26 protein-coding genes and 1 tRNA gene are annotated in these 24,148 nt (G+C 69.1%); 11 read left to right on the plus strand and 16 right to left on the minus strand.

Annotated features, from left to right (window positions below; all coding sequences use genetic code 11):
• The first annotated feature begins 530 nt into the window (after nucleotides 1-530).
• Nucleotides 531-1,586, plus strand: a complete 1,056-nt coding sequence (locus tag IF78_RS0123565) for a DUF1266 domain-containing protein (RefSeq protein WP_324617286.1) — start codon at nucleotides 531-533, stop codon at nucleotides 1,584-1,586.
• Between the two features lie 128 nt (nucleotides 1,587-1,714).
• Here IF78_RS0123565 and IF78_RS43840 read toward each other — a convergent pair whose 3' ends face one another.
• The 3 genes from IF78_RS43840 to IF78_RS0123580 form a co-directional block, all read right to left on the minus strand.
• The gene (locus IF78_RS43840) at nucleotides 1,715-2,071 is read right to left on the minus strand and encodes an SMI1/KNR4 family protein (RefSeq protein WP_234439872.1); all 357 of its coding nucleotides are present in this window, start codon (nucleotides 2,069-2,071) and stop codon (nucleotides 1,715-1,717) included.
• A gap of 125 nt (nucleotides 2,072-2,196) precedes the next feature.
• Nucleotides 2,197-2,379, minus strand: a complete 183-nt coding sequence (locus IF78_RS0123575) for a DUF397 domain-containing protein (protein ID WP_031484262.1) — start codon at nucleotides 2,377-2,379, stop codon at nucleotides 2,197-2,199.
• Nucleotides 2,380-2,382: 3 nt separating this feature from the next.
• Entirely contained in the window at nucleotides 2,383-3,264 is an 882-nt protein-coding gene (locus tag IF78_RS0123580; RefSeq protein ID WP_031484264.1) for a helix-turn-helix domain-containing protein, read from the minus strand.
• Between the two features lie 217 nt (nucleotides 3,265-3,481).
• Here IF78_RS0123580 and IF78_RS0123585 point away from each other — a divergent pair, with 217 nt between their 5' ends.
• The 9 genes from IF78_RS0123585 (at nucleotide 3,482) to IF78_RS0123625 (ending at nucleotide 13,281) form a co-directional block, all read left to right on the plus strand.
• Entirely contained in the window at nucleotides 3,482-3,919 is a 438-nt protein-coding gene (locus IF78_RS0123585) for an ATP-binding protein (protein ID WP_031484266.1), read from the plus strand.
• A 64-nt stretch (nucleotides 3,920-3,983) separates the two neighbouring features.
• Nucleotides 3,984-4,331, plus strand: a complete 348-nt coding sequence (locus tag IF78_RS0123590; protein ID WP_031484268.1) for a hypothetical protein — start codon at nucleotides 3,984-3,986, stop codon at nucleotides 4,329-4,331.
• On the plus strand, nucleotides 4,328-4,582 hold the full coding sequence (locus IF78_RS0123595) for a type II toxin-antitoxin system RelE family toxin (RefSeq protein WP_031484270.1): 255 nt from the start codon (nucleotides 4,328-4,330) through the stop codon (nucleotides 4,580-4,582). The genes IF78_RS0123590 and IF78_RS0123595 overlap by 4 nt, the downstream gene beginning before the upstream one ends.
• Nucleotides 4,583-4,787: 205 nt before the next feature.
• The gene (locus IF78_RS0123600) at nucleotides 4,788-5,528 is read left to right on the plus strand and encodes a response regulator transcription factor (RefSeq protein WP_031484272.1); all 741 of its coding nucleotides are present in this window, start codon (nucleotides 4,788-4,790) and stop codon (nucleotides 5,526-5,528) included.
• Complete coding sequence (locus IF78_RS0123605) at nucleotides 5,525-7,144, plus strand: sensor histidine kinase (protein WP_031484274.1); 1,620 nt, start codon at nucleotides 5,525-5,527, stop codon at nucleotides 7,142-7,144. The genes IF78_RS0123600 and IF78_RS0123605 overlap by 4 nt, the downstream gene beginning before the upstream one ends.
• A gap of 14 nt (nucleotides 7,145-7,158) precedes the next feature.
• The gene (locus tag IF78_RS0123610; protein ID WP_031484277.1) at nucleotides 7,159-8,652 is read left to right on the plus strand and encodes a bifunctional glycosyltransferase family 2/GtrA family protein; all 1,494 of its coding nucleotides are present in this window, start codon (nucleotides 7,159-7,161) and stop codon (nucleotides 8,650-8,652) included.
• Complete coding sequence (locus IF78_RS0123615; protein ID WP_031484279.1) at nucleotides 8,649-10,790, plus strand: ArnT family glycosyltransferase; 2,142 nt, start codon at nucleotides 8,649-8,651, stop codon at nucleotides 10,788-10,790. The genes IF78_RS0123610 and IF78_RS0123615 overlap by 4 nt, the downstream gene beginning before the upstream one ends.
• A 128-nt stretch (nucleotides 10,791-10,918) precedes the next feature.
• On the plus strand, nucleotides 10,919-12,424 hold the full coding sequence (locus tag IF78_RS0123620; RefSeq protein ID WP_031484281.1) for an MFS transporter: 1,506 nt from the start codon (nucleotides 10,919-10,921) through the stop codon (nucleotides 12,422-12,424).
• A 92-nt stretch (nucleotides 12,425-12,516) separates the two neighbouring features.
• The gene (locus IF78_RS0123625) at nucleotides 12,517-13,281 is read left to right on the plus strand and encodes a TetR/AcrR family transcriptional regulator (RefSeq protein ID WP_031484283.1); all 765 of its coding nucleotides are present in this window, start codon (nucleotides 12,517-12,519) and stop codon (nucleotides 13,279-13,281) included.
• Nucleotides 13,282-13,290: 9 nt separating this feature from the next.
• On the opposite strand, the gene IF78_RS0123630 is transcribed toward IF78_RS0123625, so the two are convergent.
• From IF78_RS0123630 to IF78_RS0123655, 6 genes are all read right to left on the minus strand, one after another.
• Complete coding sequence (locus tag IF78_RS0123630) at nucleotides 13,291-13,761, minus strand: PPOX class F420-dependent oxidoreductase (RefSeq protein WP_031484285.1); 471 nt, start codon at nucleotides 13,759-13,761, stop codon at nucleotides 13,291-13,293.
• Nucleotides 13,762-13,841: 80 nt separating this feature from the next.
• Nucleotides 13,842-14,861, minus strand: coding sequence for an HNH endonuclease family protein (locus tag IF78_RS0123635; RefSeq protein ID WP_031484287.1), 1,020 nt, complete (start codon nucleotides 14,859-14,861; stop codon nucleotides 13,842-13,844).
• Nucleotides 14,858-15,469: a class I SAM-dependent methyltransferase gene (locus IF78_RS0123640; RefSeq protein ID WP_031484289.1), complete on the minus strand. Its 612-nt coding sequence runs from the start codon at nucleotides 15,467-15,469 to the stop codon at nucleotides 14,858-14,860. Before IF78_RS0123640 ends, IF78_RS0123635 begins: the two co-directional genes overlap by 4 nt.
• A 94-nt stretch (nucleotides 15,470-15,563) precedes the next feature.
• The gene (locus IF78_RS0123645) at nucleotides 15,564-16,388 is read right to left on the minus strand and encodes a YceI family protein (protein ID WP_031484291.1); all 825 of its coding nucleotides are present in this window, start codon (nucleotides 16,386-16,388) and stop codon (nucleotides 15,564-15,566) included.
• 92 nt (nucleotides 16,389-16,480) lie between these two features.
• A complete protein-coding gene (locus tag IF78_RS0123650; RefSeq protein ID WP_031484292.1) occupies nucleotides 16,481-18,922 on the minus strand; it encodes an MFS transporter in 2,442 nt (813 codons plus the stop codon).
• Between the two features lie 98 nt (nucleotides 18,923-19,020).
• Complete coding sequence (locus IF78_RS0123655) at nucleotides 19,021-19,470, minus strand: MarR family winged helix-turn-helix transcriptional regulator (RefSeq protein WP_031484295.1); 450 nt, start codon at nucleotides 19,468-19,470, stop codon at nucleotides 19,021-19,023.
• A 205-nt stretch (nucleotides 19,471-19,675) separates the two neighbouring features.
• Between IF78_RS0123655 and IF78_RS0123660 the strand changes: the two genes are divergently transcribed.
• Entirely contained in the window at nucleotides 19,676-19,876 is a 201-nt protein-coding gene (locus IF78_RS0123660) for a hypothetical protein (protein WP_031484297.1), read from the plus strand.
• Nucleotides 19,877-19,888: 12 nt separating this feature from the next.
• Here IF78_RS0123660 and IF78_RS0123665 read toward each other — a convergent pair whose 3' ends face one another.
• The 7 genes from IF78_RS0123665 to tadA form a co-directional block, all read right to left on the minus strand.
• Nucleotides 19,889-20,602, minus strand: coding sequence for a hypothetical protein (locus IF78_RS0123665; RefSeq protein ID WP_031484300.1), 714 nt, complete (start codon nucleotides 20,600-20,602; stop codon nucleotides 19,889-19,891).
• Between the two features lie 39 nt (nucleotides 20,603-20,641).
• Nucleotides 20,642-21,562, minus strand: a complete 921-nt coding sequence (locus tag IF78_RS0123670) for an RNA polymerase sigma factor SigF (protein ID WP_031484301.1) — start codon at nucleotides 21,560-21,562, stop codon at nucleotides 20,642-20,644.
• Between the two features lie 268 nt (nucleotides 21,563-21,830).
• Nucleotides 21,831-22,715 (minus strand): RNA polymerase sigma factor SigF, encoded by an 885-nt coding sequence (locus tag IF78_RS0123675; RefSeq protein WP_199921421.1) that lies wholly within the window; start codon nucleotides 22,713-22,715, stop codon nucleotides 21,831-21,833.
• Between the two features lie 177 nt (nucleotides 22,716-22,892).
• On the minus strand, nucleotides 22,893-23,186 hold the full coding sequence (locus IF78_RS0123680; RefSeq protein ID WP_031484306.1) for a Dabb family protein: 294 nt from the start codon (nucleotides 23,184-23,186) through the stop codon (nucleotides 22,893-22,895).
• Nucleotides 23,183-23,362, minus strand: coding sequence for a hypothetical protein (locus tag IF78_RS0123685; RefSeq protein WP_031484308.1), 180 nt, complete (start codon nucleotides 23,360-23,362; stop codon nucleotides 23,183-23,185). The genes IF78_RS0123680 and IF78_RS0123685 overlap by 4 nt, the downstream gene beginning before the upstream one ends.
• 161 nt (nucleotides 23,363-23,523) lie before the next feature.
• A tRNA-Ser gene (locus IF78_RS0123690) sits at nucleotides 23,524-23,608 on the minus strand.
• A 72-nt stretch (nucleotides 23,609-23,680) separates the two neighbouring features.
• Nucleotides 23,681-24,112, minus strand: coding sequence for a tRNA adenosine(34) deaminase TadA (gene tadA, locus IF78_RS0123695; RefSeq protein ID WP_031484310.1), 432 nt, complete (start codon nucleotides 24,110-24,112; stop codon nucleotides 23,681-23,683).
• Nucleotides 24,113-24,148 lie beyond the last annotated feature (36 nt).

Raw genomic sequence — 24,148 nt, forward strand, 5'->3', positions numbered from 1 at the left:
AAGGTGGAATCCTCTCTAGACGTCTGGGAACTTGATACGGATGACTTGAGTAACGCCTTGCGTTCAAAAGTCGAGGATGCTGGCCAAGAGGTTCTCGTCGCGTGGACCGCAGACGGCATGGCTGCGAAAGTCGCATACAGTGCATTGCTCGATCAAATTGAAGACCTGTGGATCCAGGCATGGACGATCTTGATGTCATTGGTTACACCAAGACGCATAAATGGGTGATGGTTCTCGATCACGAGGAACGGCTTGTCGTCGCGTCGCTCGCCTCCTGAGCTGTAAACAAAAAGAAGCCACTTCCAGTGGGCATAAAGAGGTAGATATTCGTGTCGTTCGGTCCACCGCCCGCTGGCTTCGGGCCTCCCACGCCTTCCTCCTGGACTCCACCGAGCGAAGTCGAGCAGACGCTTTACGAAGCCAAGTCCCGTGAGGACTGGCCGGCCTACTTCGCGACGCTTGCGCGGAATCGGCTGTACTTCGCAATAAACCGGGCCAAGGTGGATGCCAAGCGCAATGAGCTCTGTCCTATGTTCGACTTCGACCCGCGCGTGGCCGGTGAGAGGGTCTGGGCGGTGTACACCGAGGGCATGCTTCCGGTGCCAGAACCGCACCGAGTGTTCGACTGGAACGTCCTAGCCTGGTTCGCTGAGGTCTGGCAACCCGCTGACCCACCGATGATCGTCGTCAATCCCGGTACTCCGTGTGAGGCGTTCCTGCCCTCTGCGCCGCCGCACTCCGCCGCGTGGGCCCAGTACACCGAGCGGACAGGCGGCCCCTCGGGCCGAGCGGAACTGCGAACCCTGCGCGTGGGCGGCCCGCTGCAAGGATCCGTGGCCCATGGGCTGGCCTGCGGTGCCCACCTCATTGTCCACCAGGGCCTGCCCTGGAACGCCATGGCCTACCACGGCCAGGGCTATCCCGCCGAACGCCAGATGTTGCGCAATTCGTGGGGCATCACCAGCCATCGGGAGTGGCAGGAACAACAACGTGCCCTGCTGGCCACCGACGGCGCCAACCAGGTCTGGGAGTTCGTCCTCGGTCTGCGCCGCACCATCGCCCGTGACTTCGGCGGCTATGTCGAGACCGGCTACTGGCGCGAGGCTGCCGCCCGGGTTCTGCGCAGGCGGACGGAGGGCGAGACGGTCCTCACCCCCGACGGCGTCACCAAGACCGCGCACGTTCCCGAGGCGGAGATCGAGGCGCGGGTCAAGGGCGTCCAGCACCTCATCGGCCGGATCACCCGCTACGAGGCCCGCATGCGGGCCGACGGAATTCTCGGCGAGGGCCAGTACGTCACTTCTGCCGACGCCTGGGACCTCGGTCGGGCGTCGTGTATGGCGCGGTGGGGGCTGAGCACTCGCTACTGCGCCCTGCCGGAGACCGAGGCCGCTGTCGTCGAAGCTGGCTACAGCGCGGCCCGCTGCTACGAGTCCTGGCAGGACTTCTCCGCCGCATTCATCCTCGGCCGCTGCCTGCAGTTCGACAACGAGAAGTTCGGCAGCTGGTACGAGGACATGGTCACCGTCCACCGGATCCTGATGTCGGACCCCGGCAGCCCCTGGCTCAACATCCCCTTTCGATAGGCCTGCCACGCAGGCCAGAACGCGGCGGGTTGTGCGTCAGGTCGGTTGGCCTGCTTCCTGTCGGAGGCTGTTGGACGGCCCTTCGCCCTCCCCGGGGGGAGGGGGATGCCACCGCCTTGGCGTCGCCCCTACCTGTACCAGTCGCTAGCCTCTCGCAAGGCTCGGTGCAAGTACTGCTCCAAGCTGTATGTCGCCAGGTACCTGCTGTCGGTTTCGTGGTCCCAGACGAAGACCTCGTCCCGTGCGGGAGTGCGGATGAAAGCGAACTGATCGCCTCCCCCGTTGCAGCCGAAGAACATCAGCGGCTCGAACGGCATGTACAGGTCCGCGAAATCTCTTGAAGTGCGGAATGCTGCGTTGTCCGCCGCGATCTGCTCAGCAGGCCAGATCACGTCCATGCCCCGATGGGTCACCCCGTTGCACTCGCGCAACAACTCCGCGAGATCGTCGGGAAGCGCCTGACCGAGTGCCTGGTCGACTCCCACCAGGATGTCGTCGCTTCCCGGAGGGCCGAGCTCGACATCCGATGCCCCCCTAGGATCAGGTCACGCCACATGGGGTGAGCTTGCCAGACGTCGGCCGGCTGCAAGCAACGGCGTCCAATGGCGCTTCAGCGGTGCTGTGAGACCAGGCGAAGGAAGGCCGTCCAGGTGCCGGGTATGAGCTGGAGTATCGGTGCGTCCGTGTCCTTGGAGTCTCGGACGGCGACGGTGCCGGGGATGTTGCGGGCGACTTCGACGCACTCGCCGTTGCCGCTGCTGTAACTGGACTTCACGAACTCGAAGTTCGGCACGGCTCACAGCTCCTTGCGGATGCGTTCGATCAGGTCGACGGAATCGCGAAGAGCGAGCCCGGCCCTGGCGATCCGTTCGAACTTCGTGTTGTGACGTGCGGCGTCGGCCTCGCTCTCCAGCCACAGGGTAGACGAGGTGGTGTCCATGTAGACCACGTCCATTGCGCCGGGTTCCGCGAAAGATACGACGCTGAAGGCGCTGGTCATCCCGGGGTGGGAGCCCGCGAGGAACGGGACCACCTGAAGCTTGATGTTGGGCAGGCGGGACGCCTCGACAAGGTGCGCAAGTTGCCCACGCATGACCTCACGACCGCCTACCAACTGGCGCAGTGCCCCCTCGCCCACAACAGCCCAGAGGTTGACGGGGCTCGCGTCTGTCAGCCGGGCCTGTCGCGCGATCTTCGCCTCGACAAAGCGCTCGATCTCGTCCGGGTCGTCCCAGTCGGCGTTGCCGATCGCGAGGGCCCGGGCGTAGTCGGGCGTCTGCAACAGGCCTGGTACGAAGGCTCCCTGCCACGTGCGGACGCCGGTCGCGATGTCCTCCAGCGCTACGTACTCCACGAGTGAGCGCAGCTCGGGGTACTGGTTCCACCACCCCTTGGCCTTGCGGCGCTCGCGGTCGGTCTTAGCGAGGCTCAGCAGCCGTTCTACGGCCTTCGAGTCGGTCACGCCGTACCGATCGCACAGAATCCGGATGTCCGGGTCACGGAAGGGCACCCAACCGCGCTCCATCTTGGCGACCTTGGCCGCGGTCGCGGACAGAGCCTCCGCGGCCTGCGGCTGCGTGAGGCCGGCCGCGTCGCGCAACTGCAGCAGCTCGCCGCCGAGCTTGCGGGCGAGGACGGTAGATACGCGGTTGCCGCGAGTGAACTGGCCTGCGGTCACGTCGGATTACCTCCCGGTTCGCGGTCAGTGTGCAGGGCGCCGTAGCGGCACGGCAAGCACCCGTGGGGATTTATTTCCCTGGGACTGCTTGCGATCCTAGTTGAGTCGTCGCTACGGTCAGTACGCAATCGCCCACTAAGCGGCACCAGTTAGCGGAAGTGCACCGTGCTTCCCGCGCGGCGGAGCCACCCCAACCCAACGCCCTCCGGAGGACCCCGTGACCGACTCCTGCCCTCCCCCACTCCCCAAGGCCTACGACCGCTACGACACCGCCAGCTACACCCCGTACCCCCGCAACATCCCCGTCGCCCGCAGACACGTCGCCCAACTCGCCCTCGACTGGGGCCACCCCGGCCTCGCCGACGCCGCCTCCCTACTGGCAAGCGAGTTGTGCACCAACGCCTTACTGCACGGCTGCCTCAGGGACCGTCTCTTCCGTGTCGAGACGTCCCTCACCGGCAAGGCGCTCCGTGTCGCGGTCAGTGACCCGAGAGGCGAACGGCTTCCGGCCACCCGCAACGCCGACCCCGACGACCAGTTCGGCCGCGGGCTCCTCCTCGTCCATGCGTACGCCGATCGGTGGGCGGTCGAGAAACTCACCGTGGGCAAGATCGTCTGGGCGGAACTCGACATCACGGGGAGCCTTGATGCATAGCGTGCTGAGCCGTCTCAGAAGGTGCCGGGCGGGTACCTTGGCCGCACGGCGAAAGGAGACGCGGATGGCAGGCGATTGGCAGAACGCGGTGGCCGCGGCTCGGGAAGCCACCGGGTTCGCGGGCAGTGTCGTGGAGCGCACGGTCGACGGCATCGGATCCGCCCTGCGCCTCGATCACCGCGCCGACTTCTACACCGAACTGGGCGCCCTCGCGGACTCCGGCGGCTTCGAGGCATTCCTCAACCACTGGTGGACCCAGGCACTCGCCGACGCCGCCCCTGATGCGGACGCACGCGAGCAGGCGATCGACTTCGCCGACGTGGCCGTGTCTCTGTTCGCAAGAGCCGCCGGCGGTCCGACGTCCACCCAGTCCGAGATCGACGCCATCGTGACCGGAGCCGAGGCCTGTTGAGCTACACGATCATCTGGGAACGGGCGGCCTCCGAAGGACTCAAACGACTCCGGGCTCGTGACGGCGACGCGGTGAAACCCCTCGTCAAGGCGATCAACACCCTTGCTAACGACCCTGAACCCACCACGAGCAGCAAGCTCGGCACCACCAACCTGAGGCGGCTGCGCGTCGGCGTGTACAGGGCCACCTACGAGATCGACGGGAGCAGCATCGCCATCAAGATCCTCATGGTTGGCAGTACGGCTGCCTGACAGGGGGACGGGCGCGATGGCGCGGTGGCTGTGCGTGTTCTCATCGTCGCCGTTGCGGTGCTAGGGGCCTATGCGCCCCTAGCGGACCGGTGGGTTCTTCCGTATCGACCACCCAGGCACCCCCTAAGAGTCTCCTGTGCGTTTCTCAGGAGATTCACAGGTTGCGGAAAGCGTGTTCTAAGAGGGCCCCGACAGTGTTTCCAGCATGACCACGACCTCGCCCCAGGGGCGCACCGAACTGCTGAGGCCGGACGGGAGCCCCGTCCGAGTGCTTGTGGTGGACGACGAGCTGTCGATCACCGAACTGCTGTCCATGGCCCTGCGCTATGAGGGATGGCAGATCCGGAGTGCGGGGGATGGCACGGGTGCCATCCAGACCGCGCGGGACTTTCGGCCCGACGCCGTCGTGCTGGACATGATGCTGCCGGACATGGACGGGCTGACCGTCCTCGGGCGGCTGCGGCGTGAGCTGCCGGACGTGCCGGTGCTGTTCCTGACCGCCAAGGACGCGGTCGAGGACCGTATCGCCGGGCTCACGGCCGGTGGCGACGACTACGTCACCAAGCCGTTCAGCCTGGAAGAGGTCGTCGCCCGGCTGCGCGGGCTCATTCGGCGTTCCGGTGCCGCCGACCGGCGGTCGGACTCCGTGCTCGTCGTCGGCGACCTCACCCTCGACGAGGACAGCCACGAAGTCTCTCGGGCCGGGGAGCACATCCACCTCACCGCCACCGAGTTCGAGCTGCTGCGGTTCCTGATGCGGAATCCGCGGCGCGTGCTCAGCAAGGCCCAGATACTTGACCGGGTGTGGTCGTACGACTTCGGCGGGCAGGCCAATGTCGTCGAGCTCTACATCTCCTATCTGCGCCGGAAGATCGACGCCGGTCGCGAGCCGATGATCCACACCCGGCGTGGTGCCGGTTATCTGATCAAGCCCGCGGCGTCATGAGCGGGCGGCGACGACCGCGTGCGCAGAAGCGGCAGAGGCGGGCGGGGCAGCCGCGCACCCTGCGGACGCGGCTCGTCGTCGCGTCCGTGGTGCTGATCGCCGTGGTGTGTGCGGTGATCGGTACGGTGACGACACTTGCGCTGCGGTCCCATCTGTACGACCAGTTGGACGACAAGCTGACCGAGGCCGTCGGTCGGGCGGTCGGCTTCGGTGGGCCTCCCGGCGGCGACCTCAACTCGAGCGGCGCGGTCACCAAGCAGCGTCCGACCTTCAACCTCGAGGACTTCGTCACGCGCGGTCCGCAGCCGTCGGGCACGATCATCGCCAAGGTGCAGAACGGCAGCATCACCGACGCCAAGATCGGTGAGAAGGACCCCGAGAACAGCACGGACTACAGCGGGAGAGTGCCCAACGACCTCACCGAGGCCGAGATCGAGGCGCTCAACGGTGTCTCCCAGGACGGCAAGAAGGACACCGTCGACCTCGGTTCCCTCGGCGAGTACCGCGTCGAGTACAAGACGGGCGACAACGGCAGCTATTACGTCGCCATCCCCACCGAGGAAGTCACCGGCACACTCAACACCCTCATGCTCATCGAGGTCAGCGTCACCGCCGCCGCCCTCGTAGCCGCCGGCATCGCCGGCACGGTGATCGTCGGCGTAGCCACCCGCCCCCTACGCCGAGTCGCCGCCACCGCCACCCGGGTCTCCGAACTCCCCCTCCACACCGGCGAGGTCAACCTCAGCGAGCGCGTCCCCGAGAGCGAAACCGACCCGCACACCGAGGTCGGCCAGGTCGGCGCCGCGCTCAACCGCATGCTGGACCACGTCCACGGCGCCCTGCACTCCCGTCAGCAGAGCGAGATGCGGGTACGCCAGTTCGTGGCCGACGCCAGCCATGAGCTGCGTACGCCGCTCGCCTCCATCCGCGGGTACGCCGAGCTGACCCGGCGCGGGAGAGAAGAGGTCGGGCCGGACACCAAGCACGCCCTCGGCCGTATCGAGTCCGAGGCCGGGCGTATGACCCTCCTCGTGGAGGATCTGCTGCTGCTCGCCCGGCTGGATGCCGGACGGCCCCTCCAGTTCGAGCAGACCGACCTCATCCCGCTCGTCGTGGACACCATCAGCGACGCCCGCGCGGCCGGCATGGACCACAACTGGCGCCTCGACCTGCCCGACGAGCCCGCGCTCGTCTCTGCGGACGCGGCCCGGCTCCAACAGGTCCTCGTCAATCTGCTCGGCAACGCACGCAACCACACACCACCCGGTACGACGGTCACTGCCCGTGTTCAACGGCGGGGCCCTTGGCTGTGCGTGGACGTGGAGGACAACGGGCAGGGCATCCCGCAAGACCTGCTCCCGCACGTCTTCGAACGGTTCGCGCGCGGCGACTCCTCGCGCTCCCGTTCCTCCGGCTCGACCGGCCTCGGCCTCGCTATCGTTCAGGCCGTGGCCACCGCGCACGGCGGTGCCGTGACCGTCGACAGCGTGCCCGGACGCACCGTCTTCACCGTGCAGCTGCCTGCGCTCCCGGCCCCGCCGAGCCCCGAAATGAGCTGGCAACAGCACTCACAGGCACAGCACAGCGTCACCACATGGGCGGAACAGGGCGCCTGACGAAAGTCGGTGTCATGCGAACCGACTCTTCTCCCGGCACCCTGCCGGCGCGGGAGCACCTCCCGGCCGGCGACGCCGGTACGCCTGTCCTGGACGTAGTGATCCCCGTCTACAACGAGGAGAAGGACCTTCAGCCGTGTGTGCTGAGACTGCATGATCACCTCAAGCGCACGTTCCCGTACGCGTTCCGCATCACGATCGCGGACAACGCGTCGACGGACACCACTCCCCAGGTGTCGCGGCGGCTGGCGGCGGAGCTCCCGGAGGTCAGGGCGTTCCGGCTGGAGCAGAAGGGCCGCGGCCGGGCGCTGCGGACCGTCTGGTCCGCCTCGGATGCCCCGGTCCTCGCCTACATGGACGTGGACCTGTCCACCGACCTCAACGCCCTGCTCCCGCTGGTGGCGCCGCTGATCTCCGGTCATTCGGACCTCGCGATCGGCTCCCGGCTCGCCCGGAGCTCCCGTGTCGTCCGCGGACCCAAGCGGGAGTTCATCAGCCGCGCGTACAACCTCATACTCCGCGGCTCGCTCCAGGCCCGCTTCTCGGACGCCCAGTGCGGTTTCAAGGCCATACGGCGGGATGTCGCGCAGGTGCTCCTGCCCCTCGTCGAGGACACCGGCTGGTTCTTCGACACCGAGATGCTCGTGCTCGCCGAGCGCGCGGGACTCCGTATCCACGAGGTCCCGGTCGACTGGGTCGACGACCCCGACTCGACCGTCCACATCGTGAAGACGGCGACCGACGACCTCAAGGGCGTGTGGCGGGTCGGCAAGGCCCTGGCCGGAGGCTCGCTCCCACTCGACCGGCTCGCCCGTCCCTTCGGTGACGACCCGCGCGACCGCGAGATCAAGGACGTACCCAAGGGCCTGGCCCGCCAGCTCGTCGGCTTCTGTGTCGTCGGCGGCCTGTCCACCCTCTTCTACCTGCTCCTCTACAGCGGCTTCCGCGTCTTCACCGGCTCCCAGATCGCCAACGCGCTCGCCCTGCTGGTCTCCGCGATCGCCAACACGGCGGCCAACCGGCGCCTCACCTTCGGAGTGCGCGGCTGCGGCGGTGCCGTACGGCACCAGGCGCAGGGCCTGGTCGTCTTCGGTATCGGACTCGCCCTCACCAGTGGTTCGCTCGCCGCCCTGAACACGGCCAGCAGCGACCCCGCGCACTCCACAGAACTCGCGGTCCTGATCGCCGCCAACCTCGCCGCGACCGTGCTGCGCTTCCTGCTCTTCCGGGCGTGGGTGTTCCCGGACCGCCGCGACGCCGACTCGACGGTCGTCGCCTCGCACGTGCCGGCCCACAACCCGTCCTCGCCGACCTACTCCATGGCCGGGCAGCCCGACGCCCACTACGGCCCGCTCCCGCAGCGCCCGGTGGCGCAGGGCGCGCCCCGATACCCGTACGAAACCGCACAGTTCCGCGCCCGTGAAGCCGCGGACGGCACCTGGCGGGACACCACCGTGCAACTCCAGCCGGTGCGCCCGCACGACATCGACTCGAGGGACTCCCGATGACCATCCACTACGACCAGACGACGACCCCGGCGACCGACGACAGAGGCACGAGTGCCGCCACCTGGGGCCCACCCCAGGCCCCCACGCCGGCCGCACCGGCGCCCGACTCGGGTGAACCCAAGCAGCCCTTCGTACGACGGCTGTGGCGCGGCCGCCCCGAGGACCCGCGCTGGGCCCGCCCGGCCTTTCTCGGCCTGCTGCTCGCCACCCTCCTCCTCTACCTCTACAACCTGAGCGCCTCCGGCTACGCCAACTCCTTCTACTCGGCGGCCGTCCAGGCCGGCAGCCAGTCCTGGAAGGCCTTCTTCTTCGGCTCGCTGGACGCGGCGGGCGCCATCACCGTCGACAAGCCCCCGGCCTCCCTGTGGCCGATGGCCCTGTCGGTCCGTCTCTTCGGCCTCAGCTCGTGGGCGATCCTGCTCCCCGAGGTCCTCATGGGCGTCGGCACGGTGGCCGTGGTCCACGCGGCCGTGCGCCGTCGCTTCAGCCCCGCGGCCGGTCTGATCGCGGGCGCCGTGCTCGCGCTCACCCCCGTCGCGGCGCTGATGTTCCGGTTCAACAACCCGGACGCGATGCTGGCCCTGCTGATGGCCATGGCCTGCTACTTCGTCATCCGGGGTCTGGAGGACGGCCGTACCAGGTGGCTGGTGTGGGCCGGTGTCGCGATCGGCTTCGCGTTCCTCGCCAAGACACTGCAGGCCTTCCTGATCCTCCCCGCGCTCGCACTCGTCTACGGCGTCTGCGCCCCGGTGACGGTGAAGAAGCGGATCGGCCAGCTCGCCGCGGGCCTCGCCGCGATCGTCGTCTCCGGCGGCTGGTGGGTCGCGATCGTCGAACTGTGGCCCGCCTCCTCCCGCCCCTACATCGGCGGCTCGCAGAACAACTCCTTCCTTGAACTGACCTTCGGCTACAACGGCCTCGGCCGGCTCAACGGCGAGGAGACCGGCAGCGTCGGCGGCGGTGGCGGCAACGGCGGCGGCAACTGGGGCGAGACCGGCTGGGACCGGCTGTTCAGCTCCAGCATCGGCGGCCAGATCTCCTGGCTGATCCCGGCCGCGCTGATCCTGCTGGTCGGGGGCCTGGTGGCCACGCGCAAGGCGAAGCGCACCTCGGTGACGCGCGGTTCGTTCCTGGTCTGGGGTGGCTCGCTGCTGATCACCGTGGTGGTCTTCAGCTACATGCAGGGCATCTTCCACGAGTACTACACGGTGGCCCTCGCCCCCTACATCGCCCCGCTGATCGGCATGGGTGCGGCGCTGCTCTGGGACAAGCGCGACAAGGCGTGGGCGTCGCTCACCCTGGCCGGCGCGATGACGGCCACCGCGGTCTGGGGGTACGTCCTGCTCAACCGCTCCTCCGACTACCTGCCCTGGCTGAAGTGGGTCGTGCTGGTCGGCGGCCTGGTGGCCGCACTGGGCCTGATCTTCGCCTCGAAGCTCGGCCGCCAACTGACCATGGGCGTCGTCGGGTTGGGCCTCGCGGCCGCGCTGGCCGGCCCGACCGCGTACACCCTCACCACGGTGAAAGAGGGCCACACCGGCTCGATCGTCACCGCGGGCCCCGCGGTCTCGGGCGGCCGTGGCGGCCCCGGTGGCGGCGGCATGGGCGGCGGTCCCGGTGGGGGCGGCATGCCCGGCCAGAACCAGCAAGGCCGGCAGAACCAGCAGAACCAGCAGGGTCAGGGCCAGAACCAGCAGTTCGGCATGCCCGGCGGTGGTCAGGCCGGCGACGGCGGCGGCATGCGTGGCGGTGGCGGCATGGGCGGCCTGCTCAACGGCGCCGGCGTCAGCGACGAGGCCAAGGAACTGCTGGAGAAGAACGTGGGTGACTACACCTGGGTCGCCGCGGCCATCGGCGCCCAGAACGCCGCGAGTTACCAGCTCTCCACCGGCGACCCGGTCATGGCGATCGGCGGCTTCAATGGCACCGACCCGTCCCCGACGCTGGCCGAGTTCAAGAAGTACGTGGAGGACGGCAAGATCCACTACTTCATCGCCGGCGGCAGCGGTGGCGGCATGGGCGGCAGCAGCAACGGCACGTCCTCGCAGATCGGCTCCTGGGTCCAAGAGAACTTCGAGTCGGTGACGGTCGACGGCACCACGTTCTACGACCTGACGCAGCCGAGGAGCGACAGCTGACGGTCTCTGTCGAGGGACTCCGCTGAGGTCTGTTCCGAAGGGGCGGTGGCTCGAAGCCACCGCCCCTTCTCTCATGCCTCCGCAAACTCCGTTGTACGCCGTATAGGAAGTGTTCTACGGTGTACAACATGACGACGTCCCCCCAGGAACAGGCCCCGGCCCAGCCGCAGCCCCAGTCGCCGGGCGGCCACCCCCAACGCTGGCTGATCCTCGGCGTCATCTGTCTCGCCCAGCTCACCGTGCTGCTCGACAACACCGTCCTGAACGTGGCCATCCCCTCGCTCACCCGCGAGCTGGACGCGGCCACCTCCGACATCCAGTGGATGATCAACGCGTACTCGCTCGTCCAGTCCGGCCTGCTCCTCACGGCGGGCAGCGCCGCCGACCGCTACGGCCGCAAGAAGATGCTGCTGGCGGGCCTGGCCCTGTTCGGCGTGGGCTCGCTGGTGGCCGGACTGGCGGATACGACCGGCCAGTTGATCGCCGCGCGGGCCGGCATGGGCGTGGGCGGCGCGCTCCTGCTGACCACGACCCTGGCCGTGGCGATGCAGATCTTCTCCTCCGAGGAGCAGCCGAAAGCGATCGGCATCTGGAGCGCGGTGAACGCCCTCGGCTTCGCGGCCGGCCCGCTGGTCGGCGGCTTCATGCTCGACCACTTCTGGTGGGGCGCGATCTTCCTGATCAACCTGCCGGTGGTGGGGCTGGGCCTGGTGGCGGTCGTAGCCCTGGTCCCCGAGTCGAAGAACCCGCGAGGCGACCGCCCGGACCTGTTCGGCGCGCTGCTCTCCACGATCGGCATGAGCTCGCTGGTGTACGCGATCATCTCCGGCCCCGGGCACGGCTGGACGTCGGGCCGGGTGCTGCTCATCGCGGCGGTGGCGGTATCGGTCCTGGCCGCCTTCGCGTACTGGGAGACGCGTGTCCCGTACCCCATGCTCGACATGCACTTCTTCAAGGACCGCCGCTTCACGGGCGCGGTCGCGGGTGCCGTACTGATCGTCTTCGGGATGGGCGGCGCGCTGTTCCTGCTCACCCAGCATCTGCAGTTCGTACTCGGATACGGCCCACTGGAAGCCGGCCTGCGGACGGCTCCGCTGGCCCTGACGGTGGTCGTGCTGAACTTCTCGGGACTGTCGGCCAGGTGGACGGCGAAGCTGGGCATGCCCGTGTCCATCGCGCTGGGCATGGTGATGATGTCGCTGGGCCTGGTGTCCATCGCGACGCTGGCCTCCGGCGGTTACGCCGGGACGCTGCTCGGGTTGGTGCTGATCGGGGTCGGCTGTGCGATCGCCAACCCGGCGATGGCGCACGCGATCATGAGTGCGATACCTCCGGAGAAGGCGGGGGTGGGCGCCGGGATCAACGGGACGCTGGCCGAGTTCGGAAACGGCCTCGGCGTCGCCGTGCTCGGGGCGGTCCTCAACTCCCGGTTCGCGGCGCTGATTCCGGTGGCGGCGAGTTCGTTGCCTGCGGCGCTGGCGTCGGCGGACGGCGAGGCCGAGAAGGGGCGGATCATGGACGCGTTTGCCTCCGGCCTGGAGACCAGCCAGTTGGTCGGTGCCGTGGCTGTGCTGGCCGGCGGGTTGGTCGCGGCGGCGTTGTTGCGGCGGGCTGAGCGGGCAGAGTTCGCCTAGGACCTAGGAGCTCGGGTCGTTCGGTGCGCGCCCCTTTGGGGACGTTGCCGCCTAGCATCTTGATCAGTTCACGGAGTCGAGGAAGGTGCGCCATGGCCAGGGCAGCCCGGCAGTCCGCGCGGACCAGCGTTTGGCTGGAGGGCAAGGAGCGTCGAGGTGGACGCGGCGGTGGGCAACCCTCCGGCCTCGACCGCGACCGCATCACCGCGGCCACCGTCCGGCTGCTGGACGCCGAGGGGCTGGCCAAGTTCTCCATGCGGCGGCTGGCGGCCGAGCTGAACGTGACCGCGATGTCCGTCTACTGGTACGTCGACACCAAGGACGACCTCCTCGAACTCGCCCTGGACGCCGCGTTCGGCGAGCTGACGCTGCCCGACGCGGAGGCGGACGAGGACTGGCGGGACCAGCTCCGCGCGCTGGCCCGCATGTACCGCGACCTGCTGGTCCGCCACCCGTGGCTGTCGCCGCTGATCGGCACCTACGTCAACATCGGCCCGAACAGCCTCGCCTTCTCCCGCCTCGTGCAGCAGATCATCCGCAAGACCAGGCTGCCCGCGCACGGCCTGGTGGCCGCCATCTCCGCCGTCTTCCAGTTCGTGTACGGCTTCGGCACGATCGAGGGCCATTTCATCGCCCGCAGCGCGGCCTTCGGTATGACCCCCGACGACTACTTCCGCCACGCCATGAGCACCGTGACGCAGTCCCCCGAAGCCGCCGACATCGTCCAGGAGTCGGCGGAGCTCATGGAGGCCCGAGGCGGCGACACAGTAGAGGAGATGTGGCAACGGGACTTCGAGTTCGCCCTGGACCTGCTGGTGGCGGGCATCGAGGCGATGGTGGCGCGGAGCGCCCCTTGAGCGGCGCGCTCAGTCGCCCTCAACCAGCCGCGCGGGGAACCCACCGGTAGCCACCGGCCCCCACTTCTCCGGCGTGACCCGAATGATCGACTTCCCCTGCTTCACCATCGCCTCCCGGTACTCGTCCCAGTCCGGATGCTCCCCGGCGATGTTGCGGTAGTACTCGACCAGCGGTTCCACGGACTCCGGCGAGTCGATGACTTCGGCCGTCCCGTCGATCTGCACCCAGGGCCCGTTCCAGTCATCACTGATGACCAGGACACTCACCCGCGCATCCCGCTTCGCGTTCCGCGTCTTGGCCCGCTCGGGGTACGTGGACACCACGATCCGCCCCGAATCGTCGACCCCACAGGTCAGCGGCGAGGCCTGCGGGCTGCCGTCGGCCCGCCGGGTGAGCAGGATGGCCCGATGCCGGGGCCGTACGAAGTCCAGCAACTCTTCGAGCGAGACGCGCGTGTTCGTCGCGATGTTCGGTGCCATGGGCTCAGCGTAGGGGCTGACCACCCCGTTCAGCGTGACCCTGGCGGGCGTACCCACGGCCGGGCCGGTGACTTCCGAGTTCAGATGGCGAGATCCCGCACGGCCTGGAGGAACTCGGGCCAGGACGTGCTCCGTCGGCCACCGAGCGCCTGCCGGAGGCTCAGCTGCAGGGTCTTCCTCAGCGGGTGTGGAGAGTCCATGATCGCCTCGTTGCGCAGGGCCAGCCGGTGCACCTCCACAGGGAAGGGCAGGCGGTCGCTCTTGCCGCCGTTGCAGGCGGCGTGGGCGGGGGCGAGGTTCCACAGCGCGTCGAGGTCGGGACCGGCCCAGGCCCGCACGCTGTGCAGGCGCCGCATGAGGGCGAAGGGGAAGACGTGATCGACCGCAACCGTCTGCTCCGGGGAGACGACCTCGTCGCATATGAGGCAGCGGCCGTGCTGGAACCCGATGAGCGCGTCCGCGACCTTGGTGACGGAGCGGCGCCGTTTCTTGTCGGTGAGTCTGAGCGAGTCCCAGTCGACGGCGACGCCGTCCTCGATGAGGCTGCGCCCCACGCCCGCGGCGAAGGAGCTCTCGACGATGCTCCACCGAGCGTCGAGTTCCGCCTGCAGGCCGACAGCCTGTTCGGATCGCGCGATACGCAGAGCGTCGCCGGTGAGACGCACCACGCGTTTCCGTGAGTCGCCCGTCAGCTCGAAGAAGCGGTGGGGTACCTGGATGCCGCCCCGCAGGTTGTGGAACTTCTGCATGACCATGGCCGGCATGGACCGGGTTGCGGCCTCGAGCAGTCGTTCGGTCGGCTGCCCTGCCTCCAGTGTCCCGGCGCGCTCCTCCTTGGCGATGGTCAGGAAGTCCGAGTCACGCAGGGCCGCGCCCTCCGGAGCCTGGGGTGCGTCGCCGAGACGACGCGCCAGCTCCAGCGCGTACGGAGCCGCGAGTTCGGCGAGCGGGATCTCCCGTTGCCCGCGTCCGGCCGCGTCGAGCACCGCCGCCCCGAGCGCGAACTTGTACGTCCGGGAGTTCGCGCCCATGAGCACGGCCAGCCGCCAGGAGGTACGCGCGGAGGCATCCTGCGCGTAGAAGGCGCTGCTCGCGCTCATCCCTGTTTCCTCCGCAGTGCCACGGAGTTCCAGCGCACGGCTTCCCGGCCGAGCCGATCGGCTCCCTCGTCCACGATCCGCAGGAGCGTCAGCCCCGCCTCCGCCCCATGGCCGGCGACCTCCTCCGGCGGGATGTCGAACATGCGCCGGTCCGCGGGGGGTTCGCCACGGCGCAGCGTGATCAGCAACGTGCCGCCCGGAGCGAGCAGCCCGGCCAGGCGCCGCATCGCGACCGGACGCTCCTCCGGCGGGAGGTGCATCCACACGGCGGACAACAGGACGACGTCGTACGGTCCCCGGACACTACGGAGGTCCGGGAGCTCGCCCTCTCGCCAGGTCACCCCCGCGTCCGCGTGAAGCCGTGCGGCCACCCGACGCAACTCCGCCACCGGTTCCACCGCATCGACCGAGAAGCCGCGCTCCGCGAGCGCAGCCGCGTCACGTCCGGTCCCCGCGCCTACGTCCAGCGCCCGTGCGGGCGCGTCCGGAAGGAGATCCAGCAGCGCCTCATGCACCGACTCGAACGAAATGCTCTCGTAGACGCGCCCGAGCCGCTCCGCCGACTCGGCGTAATAGGCCTGCACCCCTGCACCTGAGGTTCGCTCCATGCCAGAACCGTAAGGCCCGGCACTGACAACGCTTGCCGCTCGCCTGTCGAAACAGCGGCGACGCACGACCCGCAAGACTCGCACGAACCGCGCGTCACGCCTGCGGCAGCACTTCCCCCTGCACAGCCTGAATGTCCAGCTCCACCCTGAGCGTCGTCCCGATGGCCGCGATCCCCGCCTGCACGACCTGGTTGTAGTTCATGGCGAAGTCGTCCCGGTGCAGTTCCGTCGTCGCCCGGAACGCCGCCCGAGTCCCACCCCACGGGTCGGCCCCCGTGCCGAGGTAGGCGAGGTCGAGGTCCACCGGCCGTACAACGCCATGCATGCGCAACTCCCCATGCACCGTCCAGCGGTCGCTCCCCGCAGCCGCCGTGAGCCCCGTCGACCGATATGTGATCTCGGGGTACTTCTCCGCATCCAGGAAGTCCGGCGACTTCAGATGCCCGTCGCGCATGCCGTTCCCCGTATCGATCGAGCCGGCCCGGAGCACCGCCTCCACCCGCGACTTGGCCACGTCGTCCGGCGCGATCTCGATCGAGCCCGAGAACTCCGTGAACCGGCCGTGCACGCTGGAGATGCCCAGGTGCTGGGCGACGGCGGCGACCGTGGAGTGCGCGGGGTCGATGGTCCACGGGCCCGGCGGTGGCAGTTCGGTGCCGCCCTGACGGGCCAGCGTCACCGTGCCCACCTCCGCGCGGCCGCTCGCCGTCACGATCGCGGTCGCGGCGGCGGGGGCGTAGCCGACGGCGGTGACGATGACGGTGTACGGCCCCGGGGGCAGGGGGTTCGCGTCCCGTACCGTCCCCTCGGCGTCCGCCTCCGCCCGCAGCACCTGCGCTCCGGTCATGTCCGTCACCGTGACGACCGCGTGCGACACGGCCCATCCGTCCCGGGTACGGATCCTCGCGGTCAGTCCCATCTCACGTACTCCTCACAAGCTCAAAGAAACCGGCCCGCGGCACCGGCGCACCTCCGCTCAGAGCGCGCCGACCACCACGGGCCGGGGTCCAACTACTCGCCGGGATGGGCGAGTTCGATGTCGTGGTCGTCGACGCCGCGGCCGGTGACCGTCAGTGCCGTCGCCACCGGCGGGTAGCCCGTCGCGATGACCGTGTACTCGCCGCCGTCCAGATCGGTGAAGGCGTACGCCCCGTCCGGACCCGTCGTCGCCGTGCCCACGACGTTGCCCGCCGCGTCGACCAAGGTGACCCGCGCGTCGGCCAGCGGACCGTGCGGTGCCCGTACGACGCCCTGGAGCTGGGCGCCTGCCTCCAGGTCGACCTCGATCCGGGTGACCCCGGTGCCGCCGATCTCGACGGGCAGGGCGCGCGGCCGGAACCCGGCGGCGTTCACCGCGACGGTCACGGCACCCGGCACCAGCTCGGCAAAGCCGAACTCGCCCTGCTCACCGGTGGCGGCAGTGGCCAGCAGGTCGCCGCGGACGTCGGTGACGATGACCATCGCGTCCTTGACCGGCAGCGCGCTGCCCGCGGTCCGGACGACGCCGCTCAGGCCACTCGTGCCGCTGAGCAGGATGTCGTACGCCACCGGCTCGTCGCCGTTCACGACGATCGTGGACGCCTGCGGCTGGAAGCCGTCGGCGGAGGCGATCAGGACGTACGATCCCGCGCCCGGCGCGTCCACCGCGTACGAACCGTCGGCCTGCGCCACCGACCGGCCGAGCTGACGTCCGGCCAGCGAGATCAGCGTGACCGCCGCCTGCGGCACCGGCGCGCTCTCGGCGCCGCGCACGAAGCCGCGGACCGGGACACCGCCACTGGCGGACTCCTCGGGCCGTGCCACCGTGGCCACGGCCCCGAGCTGCCGGGTGCCGTCGGGAGCGGTCTCCGTCTCCGACGTGACCGCCCAGCTCGGGACCCGCTCCCGCGCGGCGGCCGGCGCGGCGGCCTCGGCGACCCTGGTGACCTCGGCGGCCTCGGGAGCCTCCCGCTCGGCGGCCTGCGCCAGCGCGCCCTTCGTCCTCAGCGGAACCTCCTTGATGAACAGGGCGAACAGCAGGGCGAGGAAGGCGATCGGCGCGGCGTACAGGAAGACGTCCGCGACGCCGTGGCCGTACGCGCTCTCGATGACCGTGCGCACCGGGGCCGGCAGCGCGTCGAGGTCCGGGATCTCGCCGTGGCCCGACGAGCCCTGCACGCCGAGCTTGGTCAGGCCCTCCTCGGCGTAGTGGGTGATGCGGTGGCTGAGGACCGCGCCGAGCGCCGAGACGCCCATGGCACCGCCGAGAGAGCGGAAGAAGTTCACCACCGAGCTGGCGGCGCCCAGGTCGCTCGGGTCCACCTGGTTCTGCGTGGCCAGGACCAGGTTCTGCATCATCATGCCGACGCCGAGACCGAGCAGGGCCATGAAGATCGCGACGTGCCAGTACTCGGTGTCGTAGCGGATCGTGCCCAGCAGCCCGAGGCCCGCGGTCACCAGCACACCGCCGGCGAGCAGCCAGGCCTTCCAGCGGCCGGTGCGGGTGATGACCTGGCCGGAGACGGTCGACGAGACGAACAGGCCGACGATCATCGGGATGGTCAGGACGCCGGACATGGTCGGCGACTCGCCCCGGGCCAGCTGGAAGTACTGGCTGAAGAAGATCGTGCCCGCGAACATCGCGATGCCGACGAAGAGCGACGCCAGCGAGGCGAGCGTGATGGTGCGGTTGCGGAACAGGCGCAGCGGGATGATCGGCTCGCTCGCCCTGGAATCGACGAGGACGAAGAGCAGGAGCAGTGCGAGCGCGCCGCCCGTCATGGCGTACGTCTGCCAGGACAGCCACTCGTACTTGTCACCGGCGAAGGTCACCCAGATCAGCAGCAGGCAGACCGCGGCGGTGATGAAGAAGGCGCCCGCCCAGTCGACCTTGACCTTCCGCCTGACGACCGGGAGGTGCAGGGTGCGCTGGAGCACGACGAGCGCGATCACGGCGAAGGGCACGCCGACGTAGAAGCACCAGCGCCAGCCGAGCCAGTCGGTGTCGGTGATGACGCCGCCGATCAGCGGGCCGCCGACCATCGCGGTGGCGAAGGTGGCGCCGAGGTAGCCGTTGTAGCGACCGCGCTCACGCGGGGAGATCATCGCCGCGAGGATGATCTGGGCCAGCGAGGAAAGACCGCCCATGCCGATGCCCTGGACGGCACGGAAGGTGATGAGCGTGCCCGGGTTCTGGGACAGACCGGCCGCCGCGGACCCGGCCACGAAGATGACCAGCGCGATCTGTATCAGCAGCTTCTTGGAGAAGAGGTCGGCGAGCTTGCCCCACAGCGGCGTCGACGCGGTCATCGCCAGCAGCGACGCGGTGACCACCCAGGTGTAGGCGCTCTGGCCGCCGCCGAGGTCCTTGATGATGTCGGGCAGGGCGTTGGAGACGATCGTCGACGACAGGATCGCGACGAACATGCCGAGCAGCAGCCCGGTCAGCGCTTCCATGATCTGCCGGTGCGTCATGGGAGTGCCGGCCGCGGCTCCGCTCCCGTGCTTGGCGTGGGCGGCCCGCACACCGGCTGGTGTGGTCGTTGCCATGGGCTTCCTTCTCTTGCTGGCTTTCACTGGGTGATCGCGGGTGTACGGCAGTCGTCGAAGCTGGCTCTCAGCCGGGCCATGAGCCGGGTGAGCTGGGCGACCTCGTCGTCGGTCCAGTCGCTCAGCCGCTCGGCGAGCATCTGCGTGGTCCGCCGGGACATCTCCCGGACACGGTCCTCACCTGCCGGGGTGAGGTGGAGGATGCGGCTGCGCTTGTCCGCCGGGTCGGGGGAGCGCTCGATCCAGCCGTGCTCGGCGACGTGGGCGACATGGCGGCTGGTGACCGACATGTCCACGGCGAGCAGCTCGGCGAGCTTGCTCATGCGCATGTCTCCGTGGCGGGCCAGCAACGTCAGTACGGCGGCGGATCCGGAGGGGCAGTCGGACGGCAGCGTCCGTCCCATCTCCCGCTTCACGGCGCCGAAGGCACTGAACTGGCGGACCAGCTCCTCGTACTGCGCCTGCTCGGCCATCACACCTCCCGTGTTTGTTGCTTAGGGCAACCATAGAAGCGTTTGGTTGCTACAGGCAAATAAATCCCGGGTTACCGCCGCAAAAAGTTGGCAAAGGCAAGTATTGCGACCGTAAATGTGCAGGTGGGGTGGGTCCTGTGACCCCCTGTGCAGGCCCGCGGCCCCCACTTGGGCCGAACGGACGGATTCGCTAGGGTCTCAGGCCATGGCTAACACCCAGAACCCCCAGGGCAACCACGACCCCGCAGGCAGCACCCAGATGTTCCGCGCGTTCGTCGACGAGGGCCCGCAGGGCGGCCGGCAGCAGGCCTCCCCCTCCGGCGGCCCGCGCATCGGCCTGATCCTCGGCGTCGTCGCCGCCGTGGCCGCCCTCGCGGCGGTGGCCTGGCTGGCGTTCGGCAAGTAGGGCGTACGTCCTCTACTCCCACCGGACGGTGACGTCCCGCGTCTCGATGTGCATGCCCAGCGGCACGCGCCAGCTGTCGACGCACACCGTCCAGGTCTTCTCCTTGCGCGCCCCGGCTCCGATCGGTGCCGGGAGCTTCTCCGTCGACTCGATCGTCGCCCAGTCGATGCCGAGCGCGCCGATGATGTGGGTGCCGAAGGTGACGGTGCCCGAACGCACGGCTGTGCCGCCCGAGTTGTGGAAGTCGAGGGTCACTCTCTCGCACCAGCGCTTGTCGGTGGGCTCCCGTTCGGGGTCGCCGACCGTGAGTTTCGCGGGGGACGGGGACGTCGCCGGCGACGCGGGGGGCGACGAGGGGACGGGTGAACTGCTTGGCGGGGCCGCGGTTTCGGGGGCGTCGCTCGGTGTGCCGACAGGGCGTTCCGCGGCCGTCGGGTCGGCGGACGGTTCTTGAAGTCCCTCCCGCTCGGGGTAGTTGCTCGTACCGCCCCCGCTGTCCTCGTCGCTGACCGGCCGGTCCAGCGGCACCATCGTCACCTCGCCAGTGGGCACGACCGCCGTACCCCTCGGCGGACCACCCGCCGCGCCTGTCGCGACGTACCCGTCACCGCTCCCACCGCCCCCGCACGCGGCCGGCATCCCGCCCAGGCAGACGACGGCCGCCGACGCGCCGAGCAGGGCGCACCGACGGCCATGTGTCCATGTCGTCCAGGATGAGCGAAGCATCGGGCCATGGTGGCTGACGCTCCGTCAAATATGAAGGGGTCAGTCGGAGATCAGGCCTTCGCGCAGCTGCGCCAGGGTCCGGGTCAGCAGGCGGGAGACATGCATCTGGGAGATGCCGACCTCCTCGCCGATCTGCGACTGGGTCATGTTGGCGAAGAAGCGCAGCATGATGATCCGCCGCTCGCGGGGCGGCAGTTTGGCCAGCAGCGGCTTGAGGGACTCGCGGTACTCGACGCCCTCGAGGGCGGTGTCCTCGTAGCCGAGCCGGTCGGCCAGGGAGCCCTCGCCGCCGTCGTCCTCCGGGGCCGGGGAGTCCAGCGAGGAGGCCGTGTAGGCGTTGCCGACCGCGAGGCCGTCGACGACGTCCTCCTCGGAGACACCCAGTACGGTGGCGAGTTCGGTGACCGTCGGGGAGCGGTCCAGCTTCTGGGAGAGCTCGTCGCTGGCCTTGGTGAGGGCCAGGCGCAGCTCCTGCAGGCGGCGCGGGACGCGCACCGACCAGGAGGTGTCGCGGAAGAACCGCTTGATCTCGCCGACCACGGTCGGCATCGCGAACGTCGGGAACTCCACGCCCCGTTCGCAGTCGAAGCGGTCGATCGCCTTGATCAGGCCGATGGTGCCGACCTGGACGATGTCCTCCATCGGCTCGTTGCGCGAGCGGAAGCGGGCCGCCGCGTAGCGCACGAGCGGGAGGTTGAGCTCGATCAGGGTGTCCCGGACGTAAGCACGCTCGGGGCTGTTCTCGTCCAGGGCGGCGAGCCGCAGGAACAGGGAGCGGGACAGGGTGCGGGTGTCGATGTCCCCCGAGGCCGGTACGGCCGGGACATCGGTGGCCGGAAGGGCCGGCGCCTCGGCGGCCGCCAGGGCCGTCACATCGTCGATGGGGCCGAGCGCGGCGTCGGGCGCGGACTCGCTCTTCGCGAGCGTGAGCACCTTCGAGCTGCCCTGGTCTGCGGACATGCCACCCCCTTTGGGTCGCGGGACGGTCGTGGCGAACGCTCCGATCGAGGAACGCCAGCCTTCACCTGAATACCGGAGCCGAAGCCACGGCAAACGCGCTTCCCGAAGAATGTCACATGTCGGCAACACGCTGTAGTGACATGTCGACATGTGAGACTCGAATCCGCCCTGGATAAAGGGGGTCTGACGGTGTTTCGGGCCGGAACTGTCGGGATCCGCCCTGGTGAGCGATTCGCTCGCGCCGGTTATAGCTCGATCCTGTTTGCGGTTACGCGTCGATCCGGTTCGCCGAACGCAGCCGCTGGAAGCTACGCGCGAGTAGCCTCGAAACGTGCATCTGTGAGACCCCGAGTTCCGCACTGATTTGCGACTGGGTGAGGTTGCTGTAGTACCGCAGGAGAAGGATTCTCTGCTCGCGTTCGGGGAGTTGCACCAGCAGGTGCCGGACGAGGTCGCGGTGCTCCACGCCGTCCAGGGCGGGGTCCTCGTAGCCGAGCCGGTCCAGCAGTCCGGGCAGCCCGTCGCCCTCCTGCGCGGCCTCCAGTGAGGTGGCGTGGTACGACCGGCCCGCCTCGATGCAGGACAGCACCTCGTCCTCGGTGATGCGCAGCCGCTCGGCGATCTCGGCGGTCGTGGGGGTGCGCCCGAAGGTGGTGGTGAGATCCTCGGTCGCGCTGTTGACCTGGACCCACAGCTCGTGCAGCCGGCGTGGCACGTGGACCGTGCGGACGTTGTCGCGGAAGTAGCGCTTGATCTCGCCGACGACGGTGGGCATCGCGAACGTCGGGAACTGCACGCCCCGGTCCGGGTCGAAGCGGTCGATGGCGTTGATGAGCCCGATGGTGCCGACCTGGATCACGTCCTCCATGGGCTCGTTGCGGGAGCGAAAACGGGCGGCCGCGTAGCGCACGAGCGGGAGGTTCGCCTCGATGAGCGCTCCGCGCACGCGGTTGTGCTCCGGCGTGCCCGGTTTCAGTTCCTTGAGCTCGCCGAAGAGCACCTGGGTGAGCGCCCGGGTGTCGGCTCCGCGGGACCGGGGTGGCGCGGCCGTGGCGGTGTCCTCCTGACTGGGCGCCTGCGGGCCTGGGGCCTGGGGGCTCGGGGCTTGAGGCGCAGTACTGGCCGGCACGGTCAACTCCACCTCGTGATCCATCAACTCATCGGTCAAAAGCGGTCATAGCATCACAAGACAGTTCATTGTGTTCAAGCACCGCATAATCCCGTGTTGGGGGGTGGGGAGCCGCGTAAGACACGCGAAAGCCCCCCGCCGTTCCGGCGGAGGGCTCAGGGGTGATCCGGGCGGACCAGGGTGGATCCGGGGCGGCGCGGCTCAGTATTCGTAGTCGGCGATCACCCAGGTGGCGAACTCCCGCCACAGGGTGACTCCCGCCTGGTGCTCGGGGTGCTCCACGTACGCCCGCAGGGCGGCCGTGTCCTCGAAGGCGGAGTTGATGGCGAAGTCGTAGGCGATGGCGCGGTCGCTGATGTTCCAGCCGAGCTCCCAGTGCCGGATCTCGGGGATCCTGCCCTCCAGCGAGCGGAAGGCCGCCACGCCCTCCACGACCCGGGGGTCGTCGCGCTCGACGCCCTCGTTGAGCTTGAAGAGGACGAGGTGGCGGATCATGAGTCTCCTCCGTTGGCGATCCAGGTCATGAAGTCGCCGATGGCCTTGGCTGCGTCCGAAATGCCCTCGAACCCTATCTGGACGTAGTCCGCGGCCTTGGCCGGGTCCGTGATGATCACATAGAGCACGAAGACCGCGAGTACGTAGACGGCGACCTTCTTGGAATTCACCGCCATCGCGGCCTCCCCTGTGGCTGCTGTGCCTGCCATGCCTGCTGTGCCGAATGAGTCGAAAGGGCCGAAAGAGCCCCGTGTTACCGGCGGTGAGTGTAACCTTCGCGCCTCTCGGGAGATCAACAGCACGAAGGGCCCCGTCTGTCGACGGGGCCCTTCTTCAGCGGTAGCGGAGGGATTTGAACCCTCGGTGACTTGCGCCACACTCGCTTTCGAGGCGAGCTCCTTCGGCCGCTCGGACACGCTACCGAGGGAGACCTTACAGCACGGTGGGCCCTGCTTTGAAATCGGTATTCGCCGAGCTCGCATCAGCGAGTCGGGTCACCGAGCGCGGAAGAAGTCAGTGAGGAGACGGGCGCACTCCTCGGCGAGGACGCCCTCGATCACCTCGGGCCGGTGGTTCAGCCGCCGGTCGCGTACGACGTCCCAGAGGGAGCCCGCCGCGCCGGCCTTGTCGTCCCGGGCGCCGTAGACGACCCGGTCCACCCGGGACTGCACGATCGCGCCCGCGCACATCGTGCAGGGCTCCAGCGTGACGACGAGCGTGCAGCCGGACAGCCGCCACTCGCCGATCTCCGCCGCGGCCCGCCGGATCGCCAGTACCTCGGCGTGCGCGGTCGGATCGCCGGTCGCTTCGCGCTCGTTGTGTCCGACGCCGAGCACGGTCGACCCGTCGGCGGACAGCACGACGGCGCCGACGGGGACGTCCCCGCCCCGGACGGCCAGTTCGGCCTCGTCCAGGGCGAGCCGCATCGTGGCCCGCCAGCGGTCGCGTACGGGGTCCCGCAC

The organism is Streptomyces bicolor (assembly GCF_000719285.1).
Lineage (GTDB): Bacteria > Actinomycetota > Actinomycetes > Streptomycetales > Streptomycetaceae > Streptomyces > Streptomyces bicolor.